At 68.7% G+C, this 24,649-nt stretch carries 24 protein-coding genes; 14 read left to right on the top strand and 10 right to left on the bottom strand.

Annotation, left to right across the window (positions count from 1 at the left end; genetic code table 11):
- The first annotated feature begins 95 nt into the window (after positions 1–95).
- A complete protein-coding gene (locus QF040_RS15765; protein ID WP_429611828.1) occupies positions 96–1,583 on the top strand; it encodes a DEAD/DEAH box helicase in 1,488 nt (495 codons plus the stop codon).
- A 137-nt stretch (positions 1,584–1,720) separates the two neighbouring features.
- Here QF040_RS15765 and QF040_RS15760 read toward each other — a convergent pair whose 3' ends face one another.
- The 5 genes from QF040_RS15760 to QF040_RS15740 form a co-directional block, all read right to left on the bottom strand.
- Positions 1,721–1,945: a hypothetical protein gene (locus QF040_RS15760; RefSeq protein WP_429611827.1), complete on the bottom strand. Its 225-nt coding sequence runs from the start codon at positions 1,943–1,945 to the stop codon at positions 1,721–1,723.
- Between the two features lie 128 nt (positions 1,946–2,073).
- Entirely contained in the window at positions 2,074–3,699 is a 1,626-nt protein-coding gene (locus tag QF040_RS15755; protein ID WP_429611826.1) for a rhodanese-related sulfurtransferase, read from the bottom strand.
- Positions 3,696–4,295, bottom strand: a complete 600-nt coding sequence (locus QF040_RS15750; protein ID WP_429611825.1) for a cysteine dioxygenase — start codon at positions 4,293–4,295, stop codon at positions 3,696–3,698. Before QF040_RS15750 ends, QF040_RS15755 begins: the two co-directional genes overlap by 4 nt.
- On the bottom strand, positions 4,292–5,272 hold the full coding sequence (locus QF040_RS15745; protein ID WP_429611824.1) for an ABC transporter substrate-binding protein: 981 nt from the start codon (positions 5,270–5,272) through the stop codon (positions 4,292–4,294). The genes QF040_RS15750 and QF040_RS15745 overlap by 4 nt, the downstream gene beginning before the upstream one ends.
- Complete coding sequence (locus QF040_RS15740; RefSeq protein ID WP_429611823.1) at positions 5,269–6,504, bottom strand: acyl-CoA dehydrogenase family protein; 1,236 nt, start codon at positions 6,502–6,504, stop codon at positions 5,269–5,271. The genes QF040_RS15745 and QF040_RS15740 overlap by 4 nt, the downstream gene beginning before the upstream one ends.
- 155 nt (positions 6,505–6,659) lie before the next feature.
- On the opposite strand from QF040_RS15740, the gene QF040_RS15735 reads away from it, so the two are divergent.
- From QF040_RS15735 to QF040_RS15720, 4 genes are all read left to right on the top strand, one after another.
- Entirely contained in the window at positions 6,660–7,673 is a 1,014-nt protein-coding gene (locus tag QF040_RS15735; RefSeq protein ID WP_429611822.1) for an ABC transporter substrate-binding protein, read from the top strand.
- A 37-nt stretch (positions 7,674–7,710) separates the two neighbouring features.
- Positions 7,711–8,829 (top strand): LLM class flavin-dependent oxidoreductase, encoded by a 1,119-nt coding sequence (locus QF040_RS15730; protein ID WP_429611821.1) that lies wholly within the window; start codon positions 7,711–7,713, stop codon positions 8,827–8,829.
- 145 nt (positions 8,830–8,974) lie between these two features.
- Positions 8,975–9,799 carry a class II aldolase/adducin family protein gene (locus QF040_RS15725; RefSeq protein ID WP_429611820.1) on the top strand — a complete coding sequence of 275 codons (825 nt, stop codon included), beginning with the start codon at positions 8,975–8,977 and terminating at the stop codon, positions 9,797–9,799.
- A 23-nt stretch (positions 9,800–9,822) separates the two neighbouring features.
- The gene (locus tag QF040_RS15720) at positions 9,823–10,794 is read left to right on the top strand and encodes an ABC transporter substrate-binding protein (protein WP_429611819.1); all 972 of its coding nucleotides are present in this window, start codon (positions 9,823–9,825) and stop codon (positions 10,792–10,794) included.
- On the opposite strand, the gene QF040_RS15715 is transcribed toward QF040_RS15720, so the two are convergent.
- The gene (locus tag QF040_RS15715) at positions 10,791–11,876 is read right to left on the bottom strand and encodes a helix-turn-helix transcriptional regulator (RefSeq protein ID WP_429611818.1); all 1,086 of its coding nucleotides are present in this window, start codon (positions 11,874–11,876) and stop codon (positions 10,791–10,793) included. The genes QF040_RS15720 and QF040_RS15715 overlap by 4 nt on opposite strands.
- Before the next feature lie 209 nt (positions 11,877–12,085).
- Between QF040_RS15715 and QF040_RS15710 the strand changes: the two genes are divergently transcribed.
- Entirely contained in the window at positions 12,086–12,541 is a 456-nt protein-coding gene (locus QF040_RS15710; RefSeq protein ID WP_429611817.1) for a response regulator transcription factor, read from the top strand.
- Between the two features lie 135 nt (positions 12,542–12,676).
- On the opposite strand, the gene QF040_RS15705 is transcribed toward QF040_RS15710, so the two are convergent.
- Positions 12,677–14,176 carry a PLP-dependent aminotransferase family protein gene (locus tag QF040_RS15705; RefSeq protein ID WP_429611816.1) on the bottom strand — a complete coding sequence of 500 codons (1,500 nt, stop codon included), beginning with the start codon at positions 14,174–14,176 and terminating at the stop codon, positions 12,677–12,679.
- Between the two features lie 126 nt (positions 14,177–14,302).
- Between QF040_RS15705 and QF040_RS15700 the strand changes: the two genes are divergently transcribed.
- Positions 14,303–15,022, top strand: a complete 720-nt coding sequence (locus QF040_RS15700; protein WP_429611815.1) for a GNAT family N-acetyltransferase — start codon at positions 14,303–14,305, stop codon at positions 15,020–15,022.
- A 160-nt stretch (positions 15,023–15,182) separates the two neighbouring features.
- Complete coding sequence (locus QF040_RS15695; RefSeq protein WP_429611814.1) at positions 15,183–16,760, top strand: M20/M25/M40 family metallo-hydrolase; 1,578 nt, start codon at positions 15,183–15,185, stop codon at positions 16,758–16,760.
- Between the two features lie 20 nt (positions 16,761–16,780).
- Here the strand turns inward: QF040_RS15695 and QF040_RS15690 are convergent, their stop codons facing one another.
- Positions 16,781–17,644, bottom strand: a complete 864-nt coding sequence (locus QF040_RS15690) for a symmetrical bis(5'-nucleosyl)-tetraphosphatase (protein ID WP_429611813.1) — start codon at positions 17,642–17,644, stop codon at positions 16,781–16,783.
- A gap of 23 nt (positions 17,645–17,667) precedes the next feature.
- On the opposite strand from QF040_RS15690, the gene QF040_RS15685 reads away from it, so the two are divergent.
- From QF040_RS15685 to QF040_RS15665, 5 genes are read left to right on the top strand one after another with little or no spacing between them, the layout of a single operon-like run.
- A complete protein-coding gene (locus QF040_RS15685) occupies positions 17,668–18,978 on the top strand; it encodes a hemolysin family protein (protein WP_429611812.1) in 1,311 nt (436 codons plus the stop codon).
- 20 nt (positions 18,979–18,998) lie between these two features.
- Positions 18,999–19,976: a lipopolysaccharide kinase InaA family protein gene (locus tag QF040_RS15680; RefSeq protein WP_429611811.1), complete on the top strand. Its 978-nt coding sequence runs from the start codon at positions 18,999–19,001 to the stop codon at positions 19,974–19,976.
- 34 nt (positions 19,977–20,010) lie between these two features.
- Positions 20,011–20,979, top strand: coding sequence for a VWA domain-containing protein (locus tag QF040_RS15675; protein ID WP_429611810.1), 969 nt, complete (start codon positions 20,011–20,013; stop codon positions 20,977–20,979).
- A gap of 7 nt (positions 20,980–20,986) precedes the next feature.
- Positions 20,987–22,324: an adenylosuccinate synthetase gene (locus tag QF040_RS15670; RefSeq protein WP_429611809.1), complete on the top strand. Its 1,338-nt coding sequence runs from the start codon at positions 20,987–20,989 to the stop codon at positions 22,322–22,324.
- Between the two features lie 11 nt (positions 22,325–22,335).
- On the top strand, positions 22,336–22,758 hold the full coding sequence (locus QF040_RS15665) for a hypothetical protein (RefSeq protein ID WP_429611808.1): 423 nt from the start codon (positions 22,336–22,338) through the stop codon (positions 22,756–22,758).
- A gap of 16 nt (positions 22,759–22,774) precedes the next feature.
- Here the strand turns inward: QF040_RS15665 and QF040_RS15660 are convergent, their stop codons facing one another.
- Complete coding sequence (locus tag QF040_RS15660; RefSeq protein WP_429611807.1) at positions 22,775–23,110, bottom strand: hypothetical protein; 336 nt, start codon at positions 23,108–23,110, stop codon at positions 22,775–22,777.
- 7 nt (positions 23,111–23,117) lie between these two features.
- Complete coding sequence (locus QF040_RS15655; protein WP_429611806.1) at positions 23,118–24,044, bottom strand: protein NO VEIN domain-containing protein; 927 nt, start codon at positions 24,042–24,044, stop codon at positions 23,118–23,120.
- 156 nt (positions 24,045–24,200) lie between these two features.
- Between QF040_RS15655 and QF040_RS15650 the strand changes: the two genes are divergently transcribed.
- Complete coding sequence (locus QF040_RS15650) at positions 24,201–24,638, top strand: ester cyclase (protein WP_429611805.1); 438 nt, start codon at positions 24,201–24,203, stop codon at positions 24,636–24,638.
- Positions 24,639–24,649: the final 11 nt, after the last annotated feature.

Here is a 24,649-nt window from a genome sequence, read left to right as displayed (position 1 = left end):
CGATGCTATTGAATAAGTAGCAATGCCGGCGGCGCGGACGTTGTCACCGCGCCGTCACTGCCGTTTTTTGCGGCAATGCGACAATAGCGGGCTCAATGACAAGCTCCTTCTCCAATCTTTCGCTGGCAGAACCGCTGGCCCGCGCCGTAGCCGAAATGGGCTACGAGACCATGACACCGATCCAGGAGCAGGCCATTCCGGTCGTGCTGTCGGGTCAGGACGTGATGGGCGCCGCGCAGACCGGCACCGGCAAGACGGCAGCGTTTTCGCTCCCGCTGCTCCAGCGCATGCTCAAGCACGAAAACGCCTCCACCTCGCCTGCGCGGCATCCGGTGCGCGCGCTCGTGCTGCTGCCCACGCGCGAGTTGGCCGACCAGGTCGCGCAACAGGTCAAGCTGTACGCCAAGTACACGAACCTGCGCAGCACGGTGGTGTTCGGCGGCATCGACATGAAGCCGCAGACGCTGGAATTGAAGAAGGGCGTCGAAGTGCTGGTCGCCACGCCGGGCCGGCTGCTCGATCACATCGAAGCCAAGAACGCGGTGCTCAACCAGGTCGAATACGTGGTGCTCGACGAAGCCGACCGCATGCTGGACATCGGTTTCCTGCCCGACCTGCAGCGCATCCTGAGCTACCTGCCCAAGCAGCGCACCACGCTCCTGTTCTCGGCCACGTTCTCGCCTGAAATCAAGCGCCTGGCCGGCAGCTACCTGCAGAACCCGGTCACCATCGAAGTGGCGCGGCCGAACGAAACGGCTTCTACGGTCGAGCAGCATTTCTACAGCGTCTCCGACGACGACAAGCGCCGTGCGCTCAAGCAGATCGTCAAGCAGCGCGGCATCACGCAGGCTTTCGTGTTCGTCAACAGCAAGCTCGGCTGCGCGCGCCTCGCACGCTCGCTGGAGCGCGACGGTCTGCGTACCACCGCACTGCACGGCGACAAGAGCCAGGACGAACGCCTGAAGGCGCTCGCCTCGTTCAAGGCCGGCGAAGTCGACCTCCTGGTGTGCACCGACGTCGCGGCCCGCGGCCTCGACATCAAGGACGTGCCCGCCGTCTTCAACTTCGACATTCCGTTCAACGCCGAAGACTACGTGCACCGCATCGGCCGCACCGGCCGCGCCGGCGCCTCGGGCCTGGCGGTGAGCTTCGCGAGCGGCGGCAACGATGCACGCCTGGTGGCCGACATCGAGAAGCTGATCAAGAAGAAGATCGAGCTCGAACCCGTCGAGTTCGAAGAAGACCGCCCGCGCGGCCGCATCAACGACGGACGCCGCCACTGGCGCGAAGAAGGCGAAGCCGGCGACGCACGCGACGTGCTCGACCAGCCGCGCGAACGCAGCAGCAGCGGCTTCGGCGCCGACGCTCCCCGTCGCAGCAGCGGCGGTGGCGGCGGACGCCCGCACCGTGCGCCTTCGGCGCCGCGCGATCCGTTCTTCGACAAGCCCTACGAGCCGGGCGCGGCCGATGCCACACCGGCATGGGAAGCCGCCGCCAAGGCAGCGCCTGCACGCGGCATCTCGAGCAACATCAAGAGCAAGCGCAAGGTCGCGGCGCTGTTCAAGAGCGCCGAGCCGAGCTGATCCGGCTCGTGCCGTGCAAAGCCGCGGCATCCCTTCCAGAAACACCGAGGAACCGGCTTTGCCGGGCCTCTGGTGTTGCCCCCGGTAGAGGGTAGGAGAAGCGACACGAAGTGCGCGCAGCCGGGGGCGAGCCTTGCTCACCGCCAGCCGCGGTGCCAGCCGTATTGCGGATGGTGCCAACCCCAGCCGTAGCGCGGGTGGTACGCCCACACGAAACCAATTCCTGGCGACACATACGTCGGCGCCATATAGGCCACGCCCGGAGGCGCCGAATAGACGGGTTGGGCCGGTGCAACGACGCAACCGGTAAGGGCGGCTGAGAGCGCAACGGCCGACAGCGCAAGAACAACAGGAAATCTCATGGCGAAGCTCCTTGGGGGCGAGTTGTTGTGGGTGTGCACAACCAACGCCTTGCAGAGCCCTCGGATGACGGCCTTTACGCCTGCGACACAGTGTCACCGGCGTGTTGTCATCCTTTCAAAACGCTTTCTCAGATCACCTTGAAATGATGCGTGCCGTCGCGCCCCAGTTGCGCGACCAGGCCGTACTCCCAGTCGAGGTACGCCTGCATGGCTTCCGCCGGTGCATCGGTCCCTTCATAGGGCCGGCGATAGCGATCGGTGCGCGCTGTCGCAAGGCGCGTCTCGCCGGTCTCCGCTTCGAGCCCTGCGGCGAACCATGCCGCATTGCCACCGGCGAGCACCAGTACTTCGACATCGCGTTGTCCGCGTGCATCGAGCAACGCGCGCAGGTCGGCCGCGGCATAGCGCGCGAGCAGGCTGCTGCCGCAGGTCAGTACGTAGCGCTGCGATGCGGGGATGACCACATCGATCGCACCCGCGAGCTGCGCGCGAATCACATACCAGGCGCCCGGAATGTGGCGCTTCACGTAGTTCGCGCTGGTGGTCACGTCGAGCACGGCGGTGCCGGGCTGCTTCAGCAACTCGGCCAGTGCCTTGGGCGCGATTTCTCCGACCGTTGCGGCGACTGGCGGATAGGCGGGCGAGGGCGCCGCCTTCTCGGTGAACGCCGAAGCAGAAGGCGCTGTGTCGGGCACATAGACCTCCCACCCCATCTGCGCGAGCCACGATGCGCTCATCGATGCGCGCACGCCATCGTCGTCCGCCAGCACGATGCGCGCGCCGCGCACCGGCACCTGGTGATCGGTCTCCTGCACCAGCTGTCCGCCGGGCGCGCTTGCAAAGCCGGGCAGATGGCCTGCCGCATATTCCTCAGGCGTGCGCACGTCGAAGCGATAGACCGTGCGGCCCGGCGCCTCCAGCGTCTGCACCGCATCGAGCGGGATGCGGCGCACGCCGGCCTTGTCGGCCACGCGGCGCGCATCGGCCTCAGCCTTCGCGCGAAGCGGATCGGACACCGCAGCCGGCGCTTGCCGGCTCGCGCCATGGTCCAGCACCTGCCCCGCAAGCTTCCAGCCGATCGTGCCGTTGCGCAGGGCCGCCACCGGGTTCGGAATGCCCGCATTCACCAGCGACTGCGTGCCGATGATGCTGCGCGTGCGGCCCGCGCAATTGACGATCACCTGCGTAGCCGGATCGGGCGCGAGCTCGCGCACCCGCAGCACCAGCTCCGCGCCGGGCACGCTGGTGGCCGAGGGAATGCTCATCGTCTGGTACTCGTCGAAACGGCGCGCATCGAGCACCACCACGTTGGCCTTGGCCTCGACCAGCGCCTTCACCTCGGGCGCGGAGAGCGAGGGCGTGTGCCGCTCGTGCTCGACCAGTTCGCCGAACGACTTGCTCGGCACGTTCACGTCGCGAAACAGCTCGCCGCCCGCCGCGCGCCAACCTTCGAGGCCGCCTTCGAGCAGATGAACGTTCGTGTAGCCGAGCGCGGCGAAGGTGCGCGCGGCAAGCGGTGCGAGATCGACGCCTTCATGCGTGCCATACAGCACGATGAAAGTGTCGAGGCGCGGAATGCGCCGCCAGGCCTCGATCTCGATCTTCGAGAGCGGCAGGTTCGCGGCCCACAGCGGGTGCTCCTGCGCGAACGGATCTTCCTCGCGTACGTCGACGAGCGCCGTTTCTTCGCGCGCAATGAGCCGCTCGCGCACGGCGGAAAAAGACACGAGGGGGAAGGCAGCGGTCGTCGTCATGCGAAGGTCGATCTGAGTTCTTCGGAGCGGTCCCAGAGGTTGGGAAGCAGCGTGTTGGAGTAGCCCGAGACAAACGGCTTGCGCCCGCCCTCGGCCGGGTAAGTATGCCGCCGTACCGCACCGATGTTGGCGCCGTAGACGTGGATGCTGATCGACACGCGGTCCGCATGCGCGTTGTGCACGCGGTGCAGGTCGCCGACGGTGGGCGACAAGGCCTCCACGTCGCCGGCATCGAGCCGCACCGCGTCGCCCTGCGGCTGCGCGCGGCCTTCGTCGTCGAACACATGGCCCTGGCTGTACTCCGCGCCGCGCAGCATGCCGATGAGGCCCCACACCGTGTGGTCGTGAACCGGCGTGGCCTGCCCCGGACCCCAGACGAAGCTCACGACCGAAAAGCGCTCGGTGCTGTCCGCATGCAGCAGGAACTGCTGGTAGCGCGCCGGGTCGGGCCGTGCGAAGGCATCGGGCAGCCAGTCGTCGCGCGCGACCAGCGTGCGCAGCAGCGCGCCGCCTTCACGAAGGATGCGGGGCTCGTCGGGCGCGCTGTCGAGCAGCCGGCCGAAGGCGCCGACGAAGTCGCGCAGCGGCGCGATCACGCGGGGCGCTTCCAGAGTTGTGTGTCGGTGATGGCGCGCACGTCCACGCGCACCGGCAGGATGCCGTCGCGCGCCGAGCGGTCGGCCACGGCCTGCAGCGCGACGATGTCCGCCTCGCTCACCGGCCTTCCCGCGACAGAGGCGCGCGCCGTGATGATGCGTGCCGACTCGATCGGCAAGCGCGTGAGCTGGCTGTAGGCCTGCGCATAGGCCTCGGGGTTGGCCAGCGCCCAGTCGCCCGCGCGGCCCAGCCGGTCGAGGAACTGCACGATGGCCGCGCGCTTGGCCGGATCGGCCAGCGAATGCTCGCTGGCGGTGATGAAGCCCAGGGCCGTGTTGATGCCGCGCCCGTCGCGCAGGATGCGCCCACCCTGTTGCAGCGCAATCGCGTAGTACGGATCGAAGATGGCCCACGCGTCGATCTGCTTCGAGGCGAACGCGGCCGCCGCATCGGTCGGGAGCACGAACTTCACCGTGACTTCGCTGCGCTGCACGCCGGCCTCTTCGAGCGCGCCGTAGAGCTGGTACTGCGAAATGCTGCCGCGCGCCGACGAGACGATCACCGTCTTTCCGCGCAGGTCGCTCACGCTGCGCAGCGGTGAATCGGGCTGCACCACGATGCCCAGCGAATCGGCCTTGCCGACGCGCGTGGCGACGATCTTGAGCGGTGTCTTGCCGACGGCCGCGGCGAGCACCGGCAGATCGCCGGCCATTGCCGTATCGACCGCGGCGCTGCGCTGCGCCTCGAACAGCGGCGCGGCGCCCTGGAAGTTGGCCCAGCGATAGGCAAACGGCGCGCCCTCGAGCGCCTTCGACGCCTCGAACAGCGAGCGCAAGCCGCCCGCCTGGTCGCCGAGGATCAGCGTGGTTTGCGGCTGCGCCCACGCACGCAACGAGCCGGTCGCGGCCAGCGAGAGTGCCGCGCCTTGTTTCAACCAACTGCGGCGAGATGCTTTGGAAAACAGCAGATTGGTCATGCGGCAACTCCCGTCGACAGCAGCGCTCGCTTGCCCGCGCCCACCAGGATCGCATCGTCCTGCGGCGTGTGGATGCGGCTGCACAGCACGTCGCGGTAGTGGCGCTCCAGCGGGTTCTGCCGCGTGAGGCCGTGGTTGCCGCTCAGCTGCAGCGCGAGTTCGACCACGCGCACCGCGTTGCCCGTTACCGTGTGCTTGAGCAAGCCACTGTCGGTGGCTGGCTGCGCGTGGCCGTTGTCGACGGCCGAGGCCGCGTCGTCGAGCAGCACGCGGTTGGTGCGCAGCAGCGCCTCGATCTCGCCGACATGCTCCTGCACGCGCGGCAGGCTCGCGAGCGGCGCGCCCAGACTGCCGGGCGCGCGCTGGTTCAAGAAGCTCACCAGCCAGTCGCGCGCGGCCTGGGCCACCGCGTCGTAGAGGCTGCCGAGCAGCACGACCATCCAGGCCTGCTGGGTCGCGTGCGCGTCGATGTCGGTCTGGCTGCCGGCGTCGGGTGCCCAGTCGGCTGGTGCGCGCAGATCGACGGCGTGGTCGATGTCGATGGCCACGTTCTCGAAGATCACCTCGTGGCTGCCCGAGGCGCGCAGGCCCAGGTGGTCCCAGCTCGCGATCACGCGCACGCCGGGGGTGTGGCGCGGCACCAGGAACACGCCGGTGCGCGGCACCGCTTCGTCGGTGCGCGCCCACACGGCGAGCCATGTGAGGCCTTCGATGCCGGTGGTGTAGAGCTTGTGGCCATCGATGGCCCAGCCGTTGCCGCTGCGCCTTGCGACGGTCGAGGGCAGGCCGCCGCGCGAGGGCGAACCAAGCGCCGGCTCCACGCGCAGCGCGTTGATGAGCGCGCCGCGCTCCACCGCATCGCGCGCCACGCGTTCGCGCAACTGCGGCGGCCAGCGGTTGTCGCCACGTGTGAGCGCGTGGTGCTGCAGGTAGGTCATCGTGAGGATGAGCGCGGTGGCCGGCTCGCCGCGCGCGACGGCCGCGATCACGCGACGCGCTGTCGCCAGCGTGGCGCTCCCGCCGCCATGCGCCGCGGGTGCCACCAAGCCGACGAGGCCGTTCGCCTGCAACGCCTCGAAGTTTTCCTGCGGGAAGGCGCCGCTGCGGTCGTAGTCGGCCGCCGTGGCAGCGAACTGGGCCGACAGCCGGGCCAGCAGCGCGGCATCGACGGTGGCGGAAGGGGTTTCTTCTTCAGGCGTGGCCGACGGGCGGCGCAAGGGGAGTGCACTCATGGTCCCGCACGGTACCGACCCGCCGGCCGTCCGAAAACTACGCATCGCGCATATGCAAACTCGTTTTTCTGCGTTCGCTTTTGCGGGGTACCTCGGTACGGTCTCGCTTCTCTCCTGCGGCTCCCGTGGGCAGGGAAGAAGAAAGACCGCAACGCATGACACCCGATTTCCCCCTCGATCGCCGCAGCCTGCTGCAGGCCGCCGCCGCATGGGGCGCATCAGCCGCCTCTGGCCTCGGAGTGCAGGCGGCACAGGCCGCAACACCATCGCGCGACCTTTCGGGCGTGACCTTGCGCGTCGGCACCTACAAGGGCCTGTGGCGCCCGCTGCTGCAGGCCTCGGACCAGGCGAACACGCCCTACAGGATCGACTGGCGCGAGCTCAACAACGGCGTGCTGCACATCGAAGCGATCAATGGCGACGCGCTCGACCTGGGTTCGGGCAGCGAGATCCCGCCGGTGTTCGCGGCACGCCAGAAGTCCAGCGTGCGCCTCGTCGCCGTGACGCACGAAGACCTCAACAACCAGGCCACGCTCGCGCGCAAGGACTCGCCGATCCGCACCATCGCCGACTTCAAGGGCAAGCGCGTGGGTTACGTGCGCGCCACCACCTCGCACTACTACCTGGCCAAGCAGCTGGCCGAGGCGGGGCTCTCGTTCAGCGACATCCAGGCCGTGAGCCTCACGCCCTCGGACGGCCTCTCGGCCTTCGCACGCGGTGACCTCGATGCCTGGGCGATCTACGGCTACAACGGCCAGATCGCGCGCACCCAGTACGGCGCGCGGGTCATCAAGACCGGCGTGGGTTATCTCTCGGGCAACTTTCCGATCTACGCCAATCCGCGCGCGCTCGACGACACGCTGCGCCGCGCGGCATTGAGCGACCTGCTGCAGAGGCTGCAGCGTTCGTTCGCATGGATCAACGGCAACTACCTGGCCTATGCGCGTGCGCAGTCGGCCGAGACGCGTGTGCCGGTCGGCGACATCGTCGAGCTCTTCAACGGCCGCAGCGGCGACTACAGCCTCGGCCCTGTCAGCGACGCCGTGGTGCGCAGCCACCAGGACGTGGCCGACACCTTTTTGAAGATCGGCGTGCTCGACGGCCCGGCCGATGTGAAGCCTCTGTGGGATCGCAGCTTCGAAAGCGTTCTGCGCCTGCCCGCCGCCTGATCGACCCCCAAACCTCGACAACAAACAAAGGACTCCCATGAGCCAGAACACCCAGAGCGACGTTGAATTCATCGGCATGATCCAGGGCCAGAAGGTCTCGGAGATCCACCCCGCCAAGGGGCCGGCCATCGACCGCGACTACGTGCGCGCATTCGCACAGGCGCACGAGAACGCCGGCTTCGACCGCGTGCTCGTGCCGCACCATTCGACCGGCCCCGACGCCACGCTCACCGTGGCGTATGCCGCCTCGGTCACCGAGCGCATCCACTTCATGCTCGCGCACCGCCCGGGTTTCGTTGCGCCCACGCTAGCGGCGCGGCAGTTCGCCTCACTCGACCAGTTGAGCGGCGGCCGGCTCGGCGTGCACTACATCTCGGGCGGCTCCGACGAAGAGCAGCGCCGCGACGGCGACTGGCTCGACCACGACCAGCGCTACGCCCGCACCGACGAATACCTGGAGGTGCTGCACAAAGTGTGGGCCGCCGAAAAGCCCTTCGACCACGAAGGCGCGCACTACCGCTGCCAGAGCGCTTTCTCCGAAGTGAAGCCGCTGCAGACGCGCAACGGCAAGCCGCATGTGCCGGTGTATTTCGGCGGTGCGTCGGAGGCGGCGATCCCGGTCGCCGGCAAGTACGCCGACGTGTATGCGCTGTGGGGCGAATCGCTCGATCAGGCCCGCGAGCTCACGACGCGCGTGCGCGCCGAGGCCGCCAAGCACGGGCGCAGCGTGCGCTTCTCGGTGTCGTTCCGCCCGATTCTCGCGGAGACCGAAGAGGCCGCCTGGGGGCGCGCCGAGAACATCCTGGCCGAGACCAAGCGCCTGCGCGTGGTGCAGGGCTACAACCGCGGCGGCCCGCAGCAAAGCGAAGGTGCCAAGCGCCTGCTGGCCGCGGCCGACAAGGGCCCGCGCGTGGACAAGCGCCTCTGGACGGCCATCGCGCAGGAAATCGGCGGCCGCTCCAACAGCACCGCGCTGGTCGGCACGCCCGAGCAGGTGGCCGACGCGCTGCTCGACTACTACGACCTGGGCGTGACCACCTTCCTCATCCGCGGCTTCGATCCGCTGGAAGACGCGACCGACTACGGCCGCGAGCTGATTCCGCGTACGCGCGAACTCGTTTCGCAGCGCGCAGTCTCCGTTCGCAAAGCGGCATGACCTGACTTTCTCCCTCCCCCTCTGGGGGAGGGCAGGGGGTGGGGCAAGCGGCATTCACGACGCCGCAGCCTTTCGAGCGCCGCTTGCCCCCATCCCAACCTTCCCCCGAGGGGGAAGGAGCAAAAACCGAACACGAGGAATCCCCATGAGTGCCGTTCTCTCCATCGACCGCAGCGCGGCCCAGCCGCTCAGGCTCAATCCGAATCCGCAGCAGAAGTACTGGTTCGACCCGGTCCCGCCGCGCACCAGCGTGCAGGCCGAGCGCCGCCACCGGCAGGAGCGCCTGGCGGGCGCGTTCCGCCTGTTCGCGCGCTTCGGCTTCGCGCAGGGCCTGGCCGGCCACATCACCGCACGCGACCCCGAGCTCACCGACCATTTCTGGGTCAACCCGCTGGGCATCCACTTCTCGCGCATCAAGGTCTCCGACCTGCTGCTCGTCAATGCGCAGGGCGAAACCGTGATCGGCGACAAGCCGCTCAACAAGGCCGCCTTCGCGATCCACGCGGCGATCCACGAGCACAACCCGAAGATCGTCGCCGCCGCCCACACGCACTCGACCTACGGCAAGGCCTGGTCCACGCTCGGCCGCAAGCTCGACACGATCACGCAGGACAGCTGTGTGTTCCACGAAGACGTGGCCCTTTTCGACGACTTCACCGGCATGGTGGTCGACACCAGCGAGGGCGACCGCATCGCCGAGGCGCTGGGCGACAGGAAGGGCGCGATCCTCAAGAACCACGGCATCCTGACCGCGGGCCCGACGGTGGAGGCGGCCGCGTGGTGGTACATCGCGCTGGACAACGCCTGCCACACCCAGCTCCTCGCCGAAGCCGCCGGCAAGCCGCAGCCCATCGACGAGGAAACCGCGCGCCACACGCACAGCCAGATCGGCGGCCCGGAGGGGGCGATCCATTCCTTCGACAGCCTCTATGAAGGCCTCGTGGAAGCGGAACCCGAGCTGCTGCTTTGAAACCCGGTCGCGCACGGAAACCCATGGACCCGCTCGACCCATCCCGCCGCAAGCTCCTCGCCCAAGGCCTCGCCGCCGCCACGGCCGCTGCCTTGCCCGCCTTCTCTCTGCCGGCCCGCGCACAACAGGGCCGCCCGGTGCTCAAGGCCGGCGACCAGAAGGGCGGGCTGCGCGCGTTGCTCGAAGCGGCCAACGGGCTCGAAGGGTTGACCTACGACATCCAGTGGTCCGAATTCCCCGCTGCGGCACCGCTGGCCGAAGCGCTGAACGCGGCGGCAGTCGATTCGGGCCCCATCGGCGATGCGCCGCTGATCTTCGCGCTGGCCGCGGGCACGCGCGTCAAGGCCATCGGCGCGAACCGGTCCGATTCCTACGGCACGGCAGTGCTGGTGCGGCCCGATTCCTTGCTCAAGACCGCGGCCGACCTCAAGGGCAAGAGCATCGCCACCAACCGTGGCTCCATCGGCCACTACGTGACGCTCAAGGCGATCACCGCGGCGGGACTGAAACCCGAGGACGTGAACATCCGCTTCCTCGCGCCGGCCGATGCCAAGCTCGCGCTCACGCAGGGCTCGGTCGATGCCTGGGCCACGTGGGAGCCCTACACCGCGCTGGCCGAGGTGAGCAAGCACGCGCGCGTGCTGGTGAGCGGGCGCGGACTGCTGCCGGGCCTCAGCTACCTCGCGGCGACGGACTCAGCCATCGCCGCCAAGCGGCCGGTGCTGCAGGACTTCCTGCAGCGCGTGGTGAAGGCGCAGCTCTGGTCGTACCGCAATGTCGACGCCTACTCGGCCGCGCTGGCCCGCATCATCGGCATCCCGCCCGAGGCGGCGAAGCTGCAGTTCGAGCGCCGTCAGCAGAAGTGGGTGGCCATCGATGCACAGGTGGTCGCCGACCAGCAGGGCACGGCGGATTTCTACCGGCAGGTAGGGCTCATCAAGCAGCCGCTCGATGTGAAGGGCACCTTCGACACCAGCTTCGGCGTGGCGGGTTAGGCGGACGGCGCCTGCGGCACCTGAGGCATCTGCCAGGGGTCCGGACGCTCGAGGCGGTACGTCTGCGACAGCGCGCGGAACTCCTGCGGCGCCATGCCGTGGGCCCGGCGAAAGGCGCGGGTGAAGTCCGACGCGCTCTTGAAGCCGACCGCATAGGCCACGTCCGTCACCATCATGTGCGGGTAGCGGGCGAGTTCGTCGGCCGCCTGGCGCAGCCGCAGGTGGCGGATGTAGGCGCCCAGGCCGCCTTCGTGCTGGAACATGCGGTAGATGGTCGGGCGCGACACATGCAGGGCGCCGACCACGCCTTCGGGCGTCAGCTCGGCGCGGTGCAGGTTGGCCTGGATGTAGCGCCGCACCCGGCCAAAGAGCGCCGCCCGCGCCGCCGAGCGTGCATTGCCGCTCAGGCCGGCCTGCTTGCCGAAGGCAGCGACGACCAGGTGCGCGGCGTTGCGCACGGCGCTGTCGGCCGCGGCGGCGGTCATGCCGCCGATGTTGGCGCCCAGCGCCGCCGCGTGTTCGAGCGCCAGCCGCGTGAGCGGGGTCGCGTCCTGGATCGTGCGGCCGTGGATGGCTTCTGGGTCGGGCAGGGTCTCCTGCACCAGCGAGGCTGGCACGAAGAAGGTGAGCACCCGGCAACTGCTGCGCCGCATGCGCACCGGCTGGTTCATGTCCAGCGCGAGGATCTTCGTGGTGGCGCTGGAAGAGGGGGCTTTGTGGCGCGGCGACGAGGCGCGCAGCGCGACGTCATCGACGCCGCCCTCTGCGAACACATGGAACACGTAGTCGCGCACGCTGTCCGTCGAGATGCGGGCCAGCGAGCGCTCGAGCAGCATCGCGTCGGAGCGGCAGTCGGTGAAGAGGAGGCCATCGACCTTGTAGCGGTCGATCTCCGCGCTGAAAGGCTTCCCGATGTCCGCCTTCGAAGGCAGCACGTCGATCACGTGGCCCACCCGCTCCCGCCAGGCCAGCAGTTGCCGGTGCGCCGGCTCGCCATGCACGCTGAAATGGCTGCGCGCCACGGTGCCTTGCGCGGGAAGGGCGGGAGCCTGGAGGTCGCCTCGACGGGCGCGGGAGTTCATGGGTGAGGAGAAATTCGCGAGGTGCGACCGCTGCGATTGCGCGATCGCGGCACCCAATGAATGGAAAAAATCGTTAAATAAGGCGCAAATTCGAATGAATTCTCTCAATAACTGAGACGGACGGTCAAGTCCGCCGGACCGGCTCCACGACTCTTGCCTTCGAGCGGCCGCATGGCCGAACGAACCTGATTTCTTGAGCGAGTACCGAAATGTCCACAGGAAAAGCCGATCCCGCCGCAGCAGCCACCGGTGCCTTCGGTCATCTCTTCAACGAGGCCAGCGAGGACGAACTGGCCGCCCTGATGTTTTCCATGGAGCGCAGCAATTCGCCCGGCGCCTCGCGCATCGCGCGCCACATGCTGGCGCTGATCGCGGCGGCCGCGAAATCCCGGCCTCCTTCGGCCATCGCGACGAAGCCCCGCACGGGCGCCGCGCCGCCGGCGGCGAACGTTTCGCTGTCTCCGCGAGAACTGCAGGTGCTGCAGCTGGTGTCGCAGGGCCTGAGCAACCGCCGGATCGCCGAGGCGCTCAGCCGGTCGGCCAACACCATCGACACGCAGATCAAGAGCATCTACCGCAAGCTGGACGTCAACTCGCGGACCCGGGCGGTGCGCGCGGCGATGGAGCAGGGCTTGCTGAGCTGGGACGGCAGCCGTCCGCAGTAGCCCGGCACTGCAAGTGCTCCATACAGCGTTGCGTTCGAAAAGATAAAACCGTTCACGCTGAGCTTGTCGAAGCGCCGCGCGAGGCTTCGACAAGCTCAGCCCGAACGGTTCTCATGGATTGATCGCCAATTCGTATCAGGCGCCGCTGCCGCTGTCGCCGCATTCCGCAGCCCGCGCCAACTGCGACAGGCGCTTGACCAGCGGCTCGAAAAGCTCCGCCGACGTATTGCCATAACCCAGCACCAGCCCGTTGTCCGAGGGCAGCGGCCGCAGCGCGAAGCTCGACAGGGCCACGGGCGCGAGCTGGTGGCGCAGCGCCTCGGCGGCGATCCGCCGGTCGTCGAAGCGGGGCGGCAGGCGCACGGTGAGGTGCAGCCCGCAGTAGCCGCCGTCGATCTCGTGCGGCACTTTCAGGTGCCGGGTCAGCGCGAGCCGCAGCGCCTGCTGCCGGTCGCGGTACAGACGCCGCATGCGGCCCAGGTGCCGGCCGAACTGGCCGCTCTCGATGAAGTCGGCCATCGCCAACTGCTCGTGGCGGTGGCCGCCGCGCAGCATTTCCTCGAGCGGCGCCTGCACGCTGGCCAGAAGCGCTTCGGGCAGCACCAGGAAACCCAGCCGCAGCGACGGAAACATCGTCTTGCTGAAGGTGCCGATGTAGAGCACGGGCGCGTCGGGCACCAGCCCCTGCATCGCGCCGATCGGCTCGCCGGTGTGGCGGAACTCGCTGTCGTAGTCGTCTTCGATGATCCAGGCGCCGTGCCGGCGGGCCTCGGCGATCAGCGCGAGCCGGCGCGCGATGCTCAGCACCGCACCGGCCGGATACTGGTGCGAAGGCGTCGTGTAGATGAGGCGGGGCGGGTGCCTCCGCCAGTCTTCCGCGCTCGCATGGAGGCCTTCCGCATCGACGCGGATCGGCACCATGTGCATGTCGCCCGCGCGCATGGCCGCCTTTGCGCCGCGGTAGCCCGGGTCTTCGATCCAGCCGGTTTCGCCGGGGTTCGACAAGAGCCGCACGCACAGCGAGATGGCTTCCTGCGCGCCCTCGGCGATGACGACCTGCCGCGGCTCGCAGCGCACGCCGCGCGCAATCGCCAGGTGCCGCGCGATCGCCGCGCGAAGCCGGGGCTCGCCCAGCGGATCGCCGTAGCCGAGCGTGGCCGGGCTCGCGGTGCGGATGGCGCGGTCGAGCGCGCGCCGCCAGGCGGTCGCGGGAAAGTGCGACAGCGCGGGCACGCCGGGGCGAAAGGTGGCGTCCGGCTCGGTGAAGGCGGTGCGCGGCTGGATGCTCGCGAGGCGGTGCGCGGTAGTTGGCGAGCCCGTGGTTTTGTTGCGCGGGCGCTTTGTCGTCGTGGTCGCTGCCGGAGACGACAGCTCGGTCACCCGCGTGCCCTGGCGGTCGGGCTGCACGTAGCCCTCGGCGGCCAGGTGCTCGTAGGCGGCGGTGACGGTGTTGCGCGAGATCGCGAGCGCCTCGGCCAGCGCGCGCGAGCCGGGCAGGCGGCTGCCCGGGGCGAGGCGGCCATCGAGGATGGCGCGCTTCAGGCGCTCGTGCAGCTGGCGCTGCATCGAGTCCGCGTCACGGTCCCGCGCAAGCGGGGACTCGAGCAATGCGGCCAGGTCTGGCGGGTTGGGCATGAAGCGATGGACGGAGCGTGGCACTACGAAATGAATGCCTCGTGGCACTTCTCGTAGAGCCACGGCGGGCGTACTTTACCGTTCTCCGGCATCGCCGCTCTTCGCTCCTGAAAGACTCTTCATCCCATGCCAGCCCGCCACAACGAATTCGGCCAATCCCTCGGCCCCCTCATGCCCGAATGGAGCGCCCGCCCGCTGCCGCCGCGCACGCCCGTCGAAGGCCGCTACTGCACGCTCGAGCCGGTGAACGCCGCGAAGCACGCCGACGACCTGCACGCCGCCTACGCGCAGGCCCCCGACGGCCGCGACTGGACCTACCTGGGCGCCGAGCGGCCCGCCGACCTGAATGCCATGCGCGCCCATGTCGAGCGCCTTTCGCAAACCACCGACCCGCTGCACTTCGCCGTCATCGACAGGCAGAGCGGCCGGGCCGTCGGCACGCTGTCGCTGATGCGCATCGACGCCGCCAACGGCGTGATCGAGGTCGGTCATGTCAATTTCTCGCCGCTGCTGAAGCACACGCCGATGTCGACCGAAGCCCAGTACCTGCTGATGAAGCTCGTCTTCGAGGGGCTGGGCTACCGGCGCTACGAATGGAAGTGCGACAACTTCAACGAGCCGTCCAAGCGCGCGGCAGGCCGCCTGGGCTTCCAGCCCGAGGGCCTGTTCCGGCAGTACAGCATCTACAAGGGCCGCAGCCGCGACGCGGCGTGGTTCGCGATCCTCGACAGCGAATGGCCCGTTCTGCGCAAGGCGTTCGAGCGTTGGCTCGCGGCGGAGAACTTCGATGCGGACGGCCGGCAACGCATGGCGCTGGACAAGTTCCGGCTGCCGCGCGCGGATTGAGGGGAGAGAGATGCGGCGCCGGGCTCGCGCGGCCTTGCGGCAGCAGGCGCGGGAAATGCTAGATGGTTCCGGAAAATAACGATTGTTGAAAGCCCGGCAGCTTTCTATGCTGGGCGAACGCCGCATTTTTTCGCTGTTCCGTCTTCCCCCTTTGCCACCCATGCCCATCGATTTCGCATCCACCCCTTCCCCTCGTCAAAACCGCCGCCAGCGCCGCCTGTTCGCGCTGGTGCCCGCAGCGTTCCTCTTCCTGTGCAACGGCCCCGCGCAGGCCGCCGAACTCTCTCCGGCGCTTGCCGAGCGCCATGCGCAGGCCACCTACCGCGAGTACTTCGAACTGCTGGCCCTGCCCAACGACGCCACCGTGCCGGAGGACATCCGCAAGAACGTCGACTGGCTCGAGCAGGCCTTCCGCAAGCGCGGCTTCACGACGAAGCAGTTGCCCAACAACGGCAAGCCGATGCTCTATGCCGAGTTCCCGGGGAGCGACCCTGCGCGCAAGACGGTGCTCTTCTACATGCACCTCGACGGCCAGCCGGTGATTCCCGCGCAGTGGGCGCAAAAGAGCCCATGGACGCCGGTGCTCAAGCGCAAGACGGACAAGGGCGACTGGGAAGAGATCGATTCCGCCCCGCTCTTCAGCGGCCCGCTCGACCCCGAATGGCGCGTGTTCGGCCGGGCCTCGGCCGACGACAAGGGCCCGATCATGATGATGCTGGCGGCCATCGATGCGCTCAAGGCTGGCGGCGGCCAGCCGGCGGTCAACGTGAAGGTGATCCTGGACAGCGAGGAAGAAAAGGGCTCGCCGTCGATCAGCCAGGTCATGCAGGCGCACCGCGAGCTCCTGCGCAGTGACGCCATCGTGATCCACGACGGCCCGATGCACGCGACCAACCGGCCCACGCTGGTGTTCGGCAACCGTGGCGCGGCCGATGCGCGGCTCACCGTGTACGGCGCCAAGGTGCCGCTGCACAGCGGGCACTACGGCAACTACGCGCCCAACCCGGCCCAGCGCCTCGCCAGCCTGCTGGCCTCGATGAAGGACGACACGGGGCGGGTCACCGTCCCCGGCTACTACGACCGCGTGAAGATCGGCGAGGCCGACCGCAAGATCATGGCCGCCGTGCCCGACGACGAGGCCGCGCTCAAGCGCCGCCTGGGCATCGCGCAGACCGACAAGGTCGGCGCCAACTACCAGGAGGCGATGCAGTACCCCTCGCTGAACGTGCGCGGCATGGCTTCGGCAGCCGTGGGCGACAAGGTGGCGAATATCGTCCCCGACAAGGCCGAGGCCGAGATGGACCTGCGCACCACGCCCGATTCCGACGCACCGTACCTCGGCAAGCTGATCGAGGCGCACATCGCCAAGCAGGGCTACCACCTCGTGAAGGGCGCACCGACGGACGAGGAGCGCGCCCGCTACGACAAGATCGCGAGCTTCACCTACCGCAGCGAGGGCGCCGACGCGGCGGGCTCGCCGATCAATTCACCGATCGGGCAATGGGCCTACAAGGCCTTGACCGACACCTTCGGCACCAAGCCCGAACCGGTGCGCATCCGCATGATGGGCGGCACCGTGCCGACGGCGGAAATCGTGCGCGTGCTGCAGGTGCCGTTCGCGATCATTCCACTGGTGAACGCCGACAACAACCAGCACGCGGCCAACGAGAACCTGCGCATGGGCAACTACGTGACGGGCGTGCAGACGGTGTACGCGTTGATGACGCACGGGTTCTGAGCGCGCGGCGCGCTCGCTCGTCAGGCTTGCTTGCCGGGCTTCTGCGCCGCTTCGCACTTCACCTGGATCAACTCGCGCTCGTCGAGCGTCGCGCCGATGCGAACGGCGCTCAGGCACCCGCCCCACACGCAGCCGGTGTCGGTCGAGAGGAGGTCGGGTCGCGAGAGCCAGCCAAGCGTGGACCAATGGCCGAATGCGACGGTGGCTGCCGCAGTCTTGCGGCCCGGCACATCGAACCACGGCAGGAGGCCTTCGGGGGCGGGGATCGCGCCGTCCTTGGTCTCGAAGTCCATCACGCCCTCGGGCGTGCAGTAGCGAAGGCGCGTGAGCGCGTTGACGATCACGCGCAGGCGCGCGCTGCCGGTGAGCGTATCGCTCCATTGCGCCGGCTCGTCGCCGTACATGGTGAGCAGGAAGTCGCCGAGCGCCGGACCGCGCAGCACCGATTCGACCTCTGACGCCAGCGCGAGCGTGTCGCCGACCGTCCACTGCGGCAGCACGCCGGCGTGGACCATCAGCAGGTCGCTAGCTTTGTCGCCCTGGCCGATCTGCATGTGCAGCGCCATGTGCTGGTGGCGGACCCAGTCGAGCATCGCCTCGCTGTCGGGCGCGGCCAAAAGATCGGCCAGCGTGTCCTTGCGGCCGGCCTTGCGCGCGCCGTGCGCCACGCCCAGCAGGTGCAGGTCGTGGTTGCCCAGGAGGCTCCGTGCCGAGGCGCCGTAGCCCTGCACGCGGCGCAGCACGGCGGCCGAATCGGGGCCCCGGTTGACCAGGTCGCCGAGCAGAACGAGGGTGTCGCGGCTGGGGGAGAAATCGATCTCGCCGAGCAGCCGCCCGAGGGCAGGGTCGCAGCCCTGCACGTCGCCGATACAGTAAAGTGACATTCCCTCATTCTCTCCCCCTGTTCATGGATGTCTTCCTGCTGGCCTTGCTGACCACCCTCAACGCGGTGTTCGCAATGTCCGAAATGGCCCTTTCAACCAGCCGGCGCGCACGCCTCGCAGCCCTGGCCGAAACGGGGGACACCGGCGCGGCCGCTGCGCTGAAATTGATGGAGGCGCCCACCCAGTTCCTCTCGACCGTGCAGATCGGCATCACCTCGATCGGCATGCTGAGCGGCATCGTCGGCGAGGCCGCCTTCGCCGCGCCGCTGGCGGTGTGGATGGAGAGCGTGGGCATGGGCGCGGGCACCGCCAGCATCGTCTCCACCGCAGTGGTGGTGACCTGCATCACCTTCTTCACCATCATCTTCGGCGAGCTGGTGCCCAAGCGCATCGGCCAGCTCTACCCCGAGCCGGTGGCGCGCTGGGTGTCGCGCCCGATGCGGGGCCTCGCCAAGGGCGCCAAGCCCTTCGTGTGGCTGCTGGCCGGCGCCACGGCCACCATGCTCAAGGTGCTGCGCATCGATGCCAATGCGGCGCGCTCGGTGACCGAAGAAGAAATTTCCGCAAGCCTCGAAGAAGGCGTCGATGCCGGCGTGATCGAGCAGCACGAGCACCAGATGGTGCGCAACGTGTTCCATCTGGATGACCGTCGCCTGTCGTCGCTGATGATCCCGCGCGCCGACATCGAATGGCTCGACGCCTCCAACACCGTGTCGCAGGCGCTGCAGAAGGTGGCGGATGCGGCGGCGCTCAACCTCGTGCACTCGTGGTATCCCGTCTGCCGCAACTCGCTGGACGACGTGGTCGGCGTGATCAGCGTGGCGCACCTGCTGCGCCTGGGCTCCGCCCACAAGGGCGTGCTCGGCCAGGAGGCCACGCCGGCCGTGTTCGTGCCCGAAACGCTCACCGGCATGGAGCTGCTCGAACAGTTCCGCGCCCGCGCCGGCCGGTTGGTGTTCGTGGTCGACGAATACGGCGTGGTGCAGGGCCTCATGACGCCCCGCGACCTGCTCGAAGCCATCACCGGCGAGCTGCAGCCCGGCATGCAGACCGACGCCTGGGCGCGCGAGCGGCCCGATGGCGTGTGGGAGCTCGATGGCCTCATGCCCGTGTCGGAACTGCGTGCGCGCCTGGGCATCCGCGAACTGCCCGAAGAAGACCGCGGCCGCTACAACACGGTGGCCGGCTTGCTGATGTCGGTGTCGGGCCGGCTGCCCGCGGTGAGCGAGCGCATCGAATGCGCTGGATGGATCTTCGAGATCGTCGCGCTCGAAGGCCGCCGCATCGACCGCGTGCTGGCTTTGCCCGACCCCGCGGCGCCGCACGAAGAATAAGCAACAGGCACCGCACGGCCATGCTGTCGCTGCTCGCACTGAGCTGCCCGCAATGCTCCGCGCCGCTGCCCCGCGCCGCGCGCTGGCGCACCGTCAACTGCAGCTACTGCGGCGCGACCATCACGCGCGGCGAGGAAACGGTGGAGCGCGAGAGCTTCCGCGCGGCCTTGCGGCGAGCCAACGCCGACGTCGCAGGCGGACGCATCGTGCAATGGTGCGGCGCGCGCTATCGCGTGCTGGCACCGCTGGGCTTCGGCGAGCACAGCGAAGTGCTGTTCGCCGAGCGGCTCGGTGCGGTGCCTGAGCGCGTCACGCTGAAGCTGGCGCGCGAAACCTCCGACAACGATGTGCTGCTGCGCGAGGGCGCGGTGCTGCAGGCGCTGCAAGACCTGTCCGTTCCAGGCGCCGCCTACTTCACGCGCCGGCTGCCGCAGCCGTTGGGCACGGGCATCGCCGAAGGCCTCGGCGACGGCAAGCGACAGGCCCTGGTGCTGCGCCATCCCACCGGCTTCTGGGGCAGCCTGCAGGATGTGGCGCAGGCCAACCCGCAAGGCATCGACCCGCGCCACGCCGTCTGGATCTGGCGCCGCATGCTCGAGGTGCTGGCCTTCCTGCATGGCGCCGGCTGGACGCATCGCGATCTTTCGCCCGCGCATGCGCTGGTGCATCCGCGCGACCATGGCGTGCTGCTCATCGGCTGGTCGCAGGCGCGGCAGGCCTCGGGTTCGGCGCATGCGGCCGCTGCGGCGCGCGATCTCGCGCAAGCCGCGTGGACCGTGCGTGCGGTGCTGCACGGCGGCTCGGCCGGAGAGCCGGGGCTCGGTGCGCGCACACCCGCGCCACTGGCTGCGCTGCTGCGCCAGTGCAGCGAAGACGCCGCCTTCTGCGAACGCCTCGGCGCGCAGGGCATCGAGCAGGCGCTGTCGGCCGCATCGCGCGAAGCCTTCGGCGCACCGCAGTTCGTTCACTTCGATCCCGCACCGCGCCTCGGCGGCTGACTGACAGACAGACTGACATTCCAAGGAGCACCCCATGGGTTACGGAAACTACTCGCACGCCGCCCACACGGCGCTGATCGCCGACCGCGCCGCCAAGCCCGGCGCCGAGGTGTTCACGCAAACGGCCACGCATGCGCTGATGAACCCGCACGGCCTCAAGGTGCGCGAGTCACGCGACAACGCCGACCACCCCAACTCGCTGGGCATCGTGTTCGCGCTCGACGTCACCGGCTCGATGGGCGACATCCCGCAGACCCTCGCGCGCCGCGAGCTGCCCACCTTCATGAAGTTGCTGACCGACTGCGGCGTGGCCGACCCCCAGCTCATGTTCATGGCCATCGGCGACGCCACTTCCGACCGCGCACCGCTGCAGGTCGGCCAGTTCGAATCGACCGCCAACCTCATGGACCAGTGGCTCACCTGGAGCTACCTCGAAGGCGGCGGTGGCGGCAGCGGCGAGGAGAGCTACGAACTCGCCTTCTACGTGATGGCGCAGCACACCGACATGGACTGCTGGGTCAAACGCAAGAAGCGCGGCTACCTGTTCGTGACCGGCGACGAGCTGCCGTACCCCGCCGTCTCGCGCCACCAGATCGAGGGCCTCATCGGCGAGAAGCTCGACGAGGACATCCCCATCGAGGAAGTCATCGCCGCCGCTGCCGAGACCACGAACCTGTTCTTCCTGATTCCCGACGCGCAGCGCCGCCGCCGCTGCGAGCCGCGCTGGCGCGAACTGCTGGGCGATCACGTCATCTGCATGGATTCGCCCGACGACGCCTGCGCCGTGGCCGCCGGCATCGTCGCGCTCACCGAGAAGGCCGTGCCCAACCTCGACGGCCTCGCCAAGGTGATGGGCGCGACCGGCATGGCCAAGGAGCGCGTCGGCGGCGTGCTGCATGCGCTCGATGCGTATGCGGCGCTGCTCGACCCGACTGCGCCGCGCCGCGCGCCGCCGGCCACGAGCGCGCCACAGTCGTCGTGGTGGAAGCGGCTCTTCGGCTGAAGGCTGCGTGAGCATCACCGCCGCGGCCACGCGCTACGTCTCGCTGCTGGGTCTGGGTTTCGGGGACTGCGGCAAGGGCCTCTTCACCGATCACCTGTGCGGCGCGTGGCAGGCGCACACGGTGGTGCGCTTCAACGGCGGCGCGCAGGCCGGCCACAACGTGGTGCTGCCCGGTGGGCGGCACCACACCTTCTCGCAGTTCGGCGCCGGCAGTTTTCATGCGGGCGTGGCGACAGTGCTCGCGAGCCCGGTGGTGGTGCATCCGACGGCGCTGCGTGTCGAGGAAGAGGCGCTGCGCCGCGTGGGCGTGACCGATGCGTTCGCGCGCTTGCTGATCGACGCGCGCTGCCGCGTGACCACGCCATTCCATCAGGCCGCGGGCCGGCTGCGTGAATGGGCGAGGGGAGCGGCGGCGCATGGCACTTGCGGCGTGGGTGTCGGCGAGACGGTGCAACAGGCGCTGGCTGCACCCGGCGATGCCTTGCGCTACGGTGACTTGTTGCATCGTGCGCGCACGCTTGAAAAGCTGGAGGCTTCGCGCACGGCACTGCGCCGCGAGTTCGCAGACATGGCGCCACCGCACCCCGAGGCCGCGCAGGAGCTGGCGTTGCTGGCCGACGCTTCGCTCGGCCAGCGCTGGTTCGACGCCGCGGCGCCGTGTGTGCGCCTGTCGCCGCCTGCAAGCGCCGACGCCATCGGTGCAAGGCTCGCGCGTCCCGGCACCGTGCTGTTCGAAGGCGCACAGGGTGTGCTGCTCGACGAATGGCGCGGCTTTCATCCGCACACCACGTGGAGCACCATCTCGGCCGCCGCTGTCGAAGCCGTGCTGCATGACGCGGGGATCGATGCGCCCGTGCAGCACCTGGGCGTGCTGCGCAGCTACCTCACGCGCCACGGTCCGGGTCCGCTGCCCACGCACGAACGTGCACTCGATGCGCGATTCGCCGAGCCGCACAACGCCGATGAAGGCTGGCAAGGCGCGTTCCGACGCGGCCACCCCGACGCGGTGCTGCTGCGCTATGCGCTCGGCGCGGCCGGACCGCTCGACGGTTTGGTGGTGAGCCATCTCGATGCCGTTGCGGGTGCGGGTCTGCATTGGTGCACCGGCTACCGCGCCGCTGACGGCACCCACGTTGCGTCGCTGCAGTTCATCGACAAACCAGACCTCGACCATCAGCACGCACTGACGCAGTTGTTGCAAGGCGCACAGCCCGTCTACGAACTGCCCCCCGTCGACAGCGCGCAAGCGTGGCTGGAGCGCGCCGAAGCCTTCAGCGGCCTGCCCGTGCGCTTCGGCGCCTTCGGCCCGACGCGCGACACCGTACGGGCGCGTGAGCACATCTGAAAGACCGCGTGATGCTCAACATCTTCCTGATCGTCGGCGCCGCGCTCAGCGTCATTGCAGCGCTGCTGCACATCTGCGTCATCTTCGGCGGGCCCGCGTGGTATCGCTTCTTCGGGGCGGGCGAGCGCATGGCCAGGGGCGCGGAAGCGGGGCACTGGTATCCGCCCATCGTCACGCTGTTGATCGCCGGCGTGCTGGGCGTGTGGGCGGCGTACGCGCTCTCCGGTGCGGGTGTGTTGCAGCCGCTGCCGTTGCTGGCGTTCGTGCTTCCCGCCATTACCGCGGTCTACCTGCTGCGAGGGCTCGTTGCCGTGGCGCTGTTCGTGTTCGACCGGCGGCGGCTGAGCGCCTTCTGGGTGTGGAGCTCGGCCATCTGCTTCGCGTTTGGCCTCGTCCATCTGATCGGACTCGTTCAGGTCTGGGAGACGCTCTGAACGAGACCCTGATCGATCAGCGTGACAGCAGCGCTCGCAGCCAACGAAGAAGCGGCCAGCCGGCAACGATCAGGACTGTCGAGACCAGCAGTGCTTCAATGGTGAGAGACCGCTCTGCCAACTGCGCCAGGTCCGGCTGATTCTGGTATTCGAGGTAGTAGCCGCCGCGCCTGAAGAGCCTGATGAATTCCGCTCCCACCTGGACAATGCGATGCAACCCGAGCACGGCAAGGAAGGCGAAGGTCACATAGGCCCAGGGCTTCTGCAACTTGCCCCACCAGAATGCAGAGGTGATGCCGACCAGCAGCACGCACACGGCGAACGGCAGCACCAGCGAGAGAAGGAACGACACGATCGCGTCAGCCTTGCGCTTCGAACCCAGGCGCCTGGCTCATCTCCGAAGGCTTGTAGATCTTGTGCTGCGCAATCGCAGTGCCTGCGTCGGAAACCACCAGCAGCCGCCAGAGCGGCTCGCGCACCGAGCAGGCCTGTTCCTCGCTCGTGAGCTGGAACTTGGGCGATCCGGTGGAGGTGCCCTTCACCACGACGCGCAGGAGCGTCGCGCCCTTCGCGTTCGACACCTCGATGCTGTAGCCGATGTTCTTGCCGGTCAGGTCTTCGGCGTTGTAGCCGTAGCCCTTGAAGTGACGCATGACGTAGTCCATGGCGGCGGCCTGGACCTCTTCGGGCGAAACCGGCGCGGGCGGGGCGGCGACCTCGGGCTCGACCTCGGCCACCACCGGCACGCTGCCGCGCGCCGTGGCGGCCTTCACTTCCGCCTCGTCGGGCGTCCAGCCGCGCGGGCCGCGGACCAGCACCGCGAGCTGCTGCTCGGGCTCCCAGCTGGCGACGTGCCATTCGGCATCGTCGCGCACGCGCGTGGAGACCTTCGCGGCCTTGTTGCTTTCCAGTTCGGCGATGGCGACCCGGTTGGTCTGCAGCACTGCCCGGAAGCCCTGGCCTGCGTCGAAGGTGCGCTTGAGCAGTGCGAGGCGGTCCTTGGCGCGCTGGACCTGGAAGGCGGTGCGCGTGCCGCCGCCGGCGCGAAGCTGCGTGTCGAGCGATTCGAGGCAGAACCAGCGCCCGCCGCTGCCGACGCTCACGTATTCCGCCCAGATGGTGGCGATGACGTTGTCGCCGGTCGCCAGCCAGGCCTGGTCGAACGGCTTTTCCCGTGCGTCGAACACCCCCATCTTGGCGACGATCTCGACCGGCGTGAGCCGGGGTCCTGAGAGTCGCATCTCATCGATGACGGTGAGTACGTGGGGGTCGACTTCCTTGTCCATGCGGGTGGTTTTGTGGCGTGTTTGGGGGGTGGGAGTATGCCGCATCGGGTGCGCGCGACGTCGTGTGGCGGGCCGTCGCACTTGTCTCGGCGGCCGCAATGGGCCATTCTTTTGCCATGCCGGGCGTCCGTTCGGCGTTCGGAAAAAGGAATTGCCATGACCGGGGCCGACCTGCCCACCCTCTACCGAAGCTACATCGCCTGCCTCAACGCGCGCGACTGGGCGAATCTCGACAGGTTCGTTCACGCGGAGGCTCATTACAACGGCCGGCGGATCGGCCTCGCCGGCTATCGCGAGATGCTGGAGAAGGACTGCGACGAAATCCCCGACCTGCGCTTCGACATCCGCTTGCTCGTCTGCGATCCACCCCGCATTGCCAGCCGGCTGCAGTTCGATTGCACCCCGAAGGGCGCGTTTCTCGGGCTGCCGGTGAACGGCCGGAAAGTCTCGTTCGCCGAGAACGTGTTCTATGAATTCCGGGATGAAAGGATCGCAAGCGTCTGGTCAGTCATTGACAAGGCGGCCATCGAGGCTCAACTCGCCGGCGACAGCAGAAAAGGCGCGGCACCGGAACAGGCAAGGCAATCCCCATGAAGGTGTCGGCC

It is taken from the genome of Variovorax sp. W2I14, assembly GCF_050435205.1.
GTDB classification, from domain to species: Bacteria; Pseudomonadota; Gammaproteobacteria; order Burkholderiales; family Burkholderiaceae_C; genus Variovorax; species Variovorax paradoxus_C.
Note: the sequence above shows the minus strand (reverse complement) of the source record. Positions and strands in the feature narration are given on the sequence as shown.

What these genes read in the sequence shown, in the direction of transcription:
- QF040_RS15765 (WP_429611828.1), top strand. Translation starts at nt 96, where the DNA reads ATGACAAGCTCCTTCTCCAATCTTTCGCTGGCAGAACCGCTGGCCCGC.
- QF040_RS15760 (WP_429611827.1), bottom strand. Translation starts at nt 1,945, where the DNA reads ATGAGATTTCCTGTTGTTCTTGCGCTGTCGGCCGTTGCGCTCTCAGCC.
- QF040_RS15755 (WP_429611826.1), bottom strand. Translation starts at nt 3,699, where the DNA reads ATGACGACGACCGCTGCCTTCCCCCTCGTGTCTTTTTCCGCCGTGCGC.
- QF040_RS15745 (WP_429611824.1), bottom strand. Translation starts at nt 5,272, where the DNA reads ATGACCAATCTGCTGTTTTCCAAAGCATCTCGCCGCAGTTGGTTGAAA.
- QF040_RS15740 (WP_429611823.1), bottom strand. Translation starts at nt 6,504, where the DNA reads ATGAGTGCACTCCCCTTGCGCCGCCCGTCGGCCACGCCTGAAGAAGAA.
- QF040_RS15735 (WP_429611822.1), top strand. Translation starts at nt 6,660, where the DNA reads ATGACACCCGATTTCCCCCTCGATCGCCGCAGCCTGCTGCAGGCCGCC.
- QF040_RS15730 (WP_429611821.1), top strand. Translation starts at nt 7,711, where the DNA reads ATGAGCCAGAACACCCAGAGCGACGTTGAATTCATCGGCATGATCCAG.
- QF040_RS15725 (WP_429611820.1), top strand. Translation starts at nt 8,975, where the DNA reads ATGAGTGCCGTTCTCTCCATCGACCGCAGCGCGGCCCAGCCGCTCAGG.
- QF040_RS15720 (WP_429611819.1), top strand. Translation starts at nt 9,823, where the DNA reads ATGGACCCGCTCGACCCATCCCGCCGCAAGCTCCTCGCCCAAGGCCTC.
- QF040_RS15715 (WP_429611818.1), bottom strand. Translation starts at nt 11,876, where the DNA reads ATGAACTCCCGCGCCCGTCGAGGCGACCTCCAGGCTCCCGCCCTTCCC.
- QF040_RS15710 (WP_429611817.1), top strand. Translation starts at nt 12,086, where the DNA reads ATGTCCACAGGAAAAGCCGATCCCGCCGCAGCAGCCACCGGTGCCTTC.
- QF040_RS15705 (WP_429611816.1), bottom strand. Translation starts at nt 14,176, where the DNA reads ATGCCCAACCCGCCAGACCTGGCCGCATTGCTCGAGTCCCCGCTTGCG.
- QF040_RS15700 (WP_429611815.1), top strand. Translation starts at nt 14,303, where the DNA reads ATGCCAGCCCGCCACAACGAATTCGGCCAATCCCTCGGCCCCCTCATG.
- QF040_RS15695 (WP_429611814.1), top strand. Translation starts at nt 15,183, where the DNA reads ATGCCCATCGATTTCGCATCCACCCCTTCCCCTCGTCAAAACCGCCGC.
- QF040_RS15690 (WP_429611813.1), bottom strand. Translation starts at nt 17,644, where the DNA reads ATGTCACTTTACTGTATCGGCGACGTGCAGGGCTGCGACCCTGCCCTC.
- QF040_RS15685 (WP_429611812.1), top strand. Translation starts at nt 17,668, where the DNA reads ATGGATGTCTTCCTGCTGGCCTTGCTGACCACCCTCAACGCGGTGTTC.
- QF040_RS15680 (WP_429611811.1), top strand. Translation starts at nt 18,999, where the DNA reads ATGCTGTCGCTGCTCGCACTGAGCTGCCCGCAATGCTCCGCGCCGCTG.
- QF040_RS15675 (WP_429611810.1), top strand. Translation starts at nt 20,011, where the DNA reads ATGGGTTACGGAAACTACTCGCACGCCGCCCACACGGCGCTGATCGCC.
- QF040_RS15665 (WP_429611808.1), top strand. Translation starts at nt 22,336, where the DNA reads ATGCTCAACATCTTCCTGATCGTCGGCGCCGCGCTCAGCGTCATTGCA.
- QF040_RS15655 (WP_429611806.1), bottom strand. Translation starts at nt 24,044, where the DNA reads ATGGACAAGGAAGTCGACCCCCACGTACTCACCGTCATCGATGAGATG.
- QF040_RS15650 (WP_429611805.1), top strand. Translation starts at nt 24,201, where the DNA reads ATGACCGGGGCCGACCTGCCCACCCTCTACCGAAGCTACATCGCCTGC.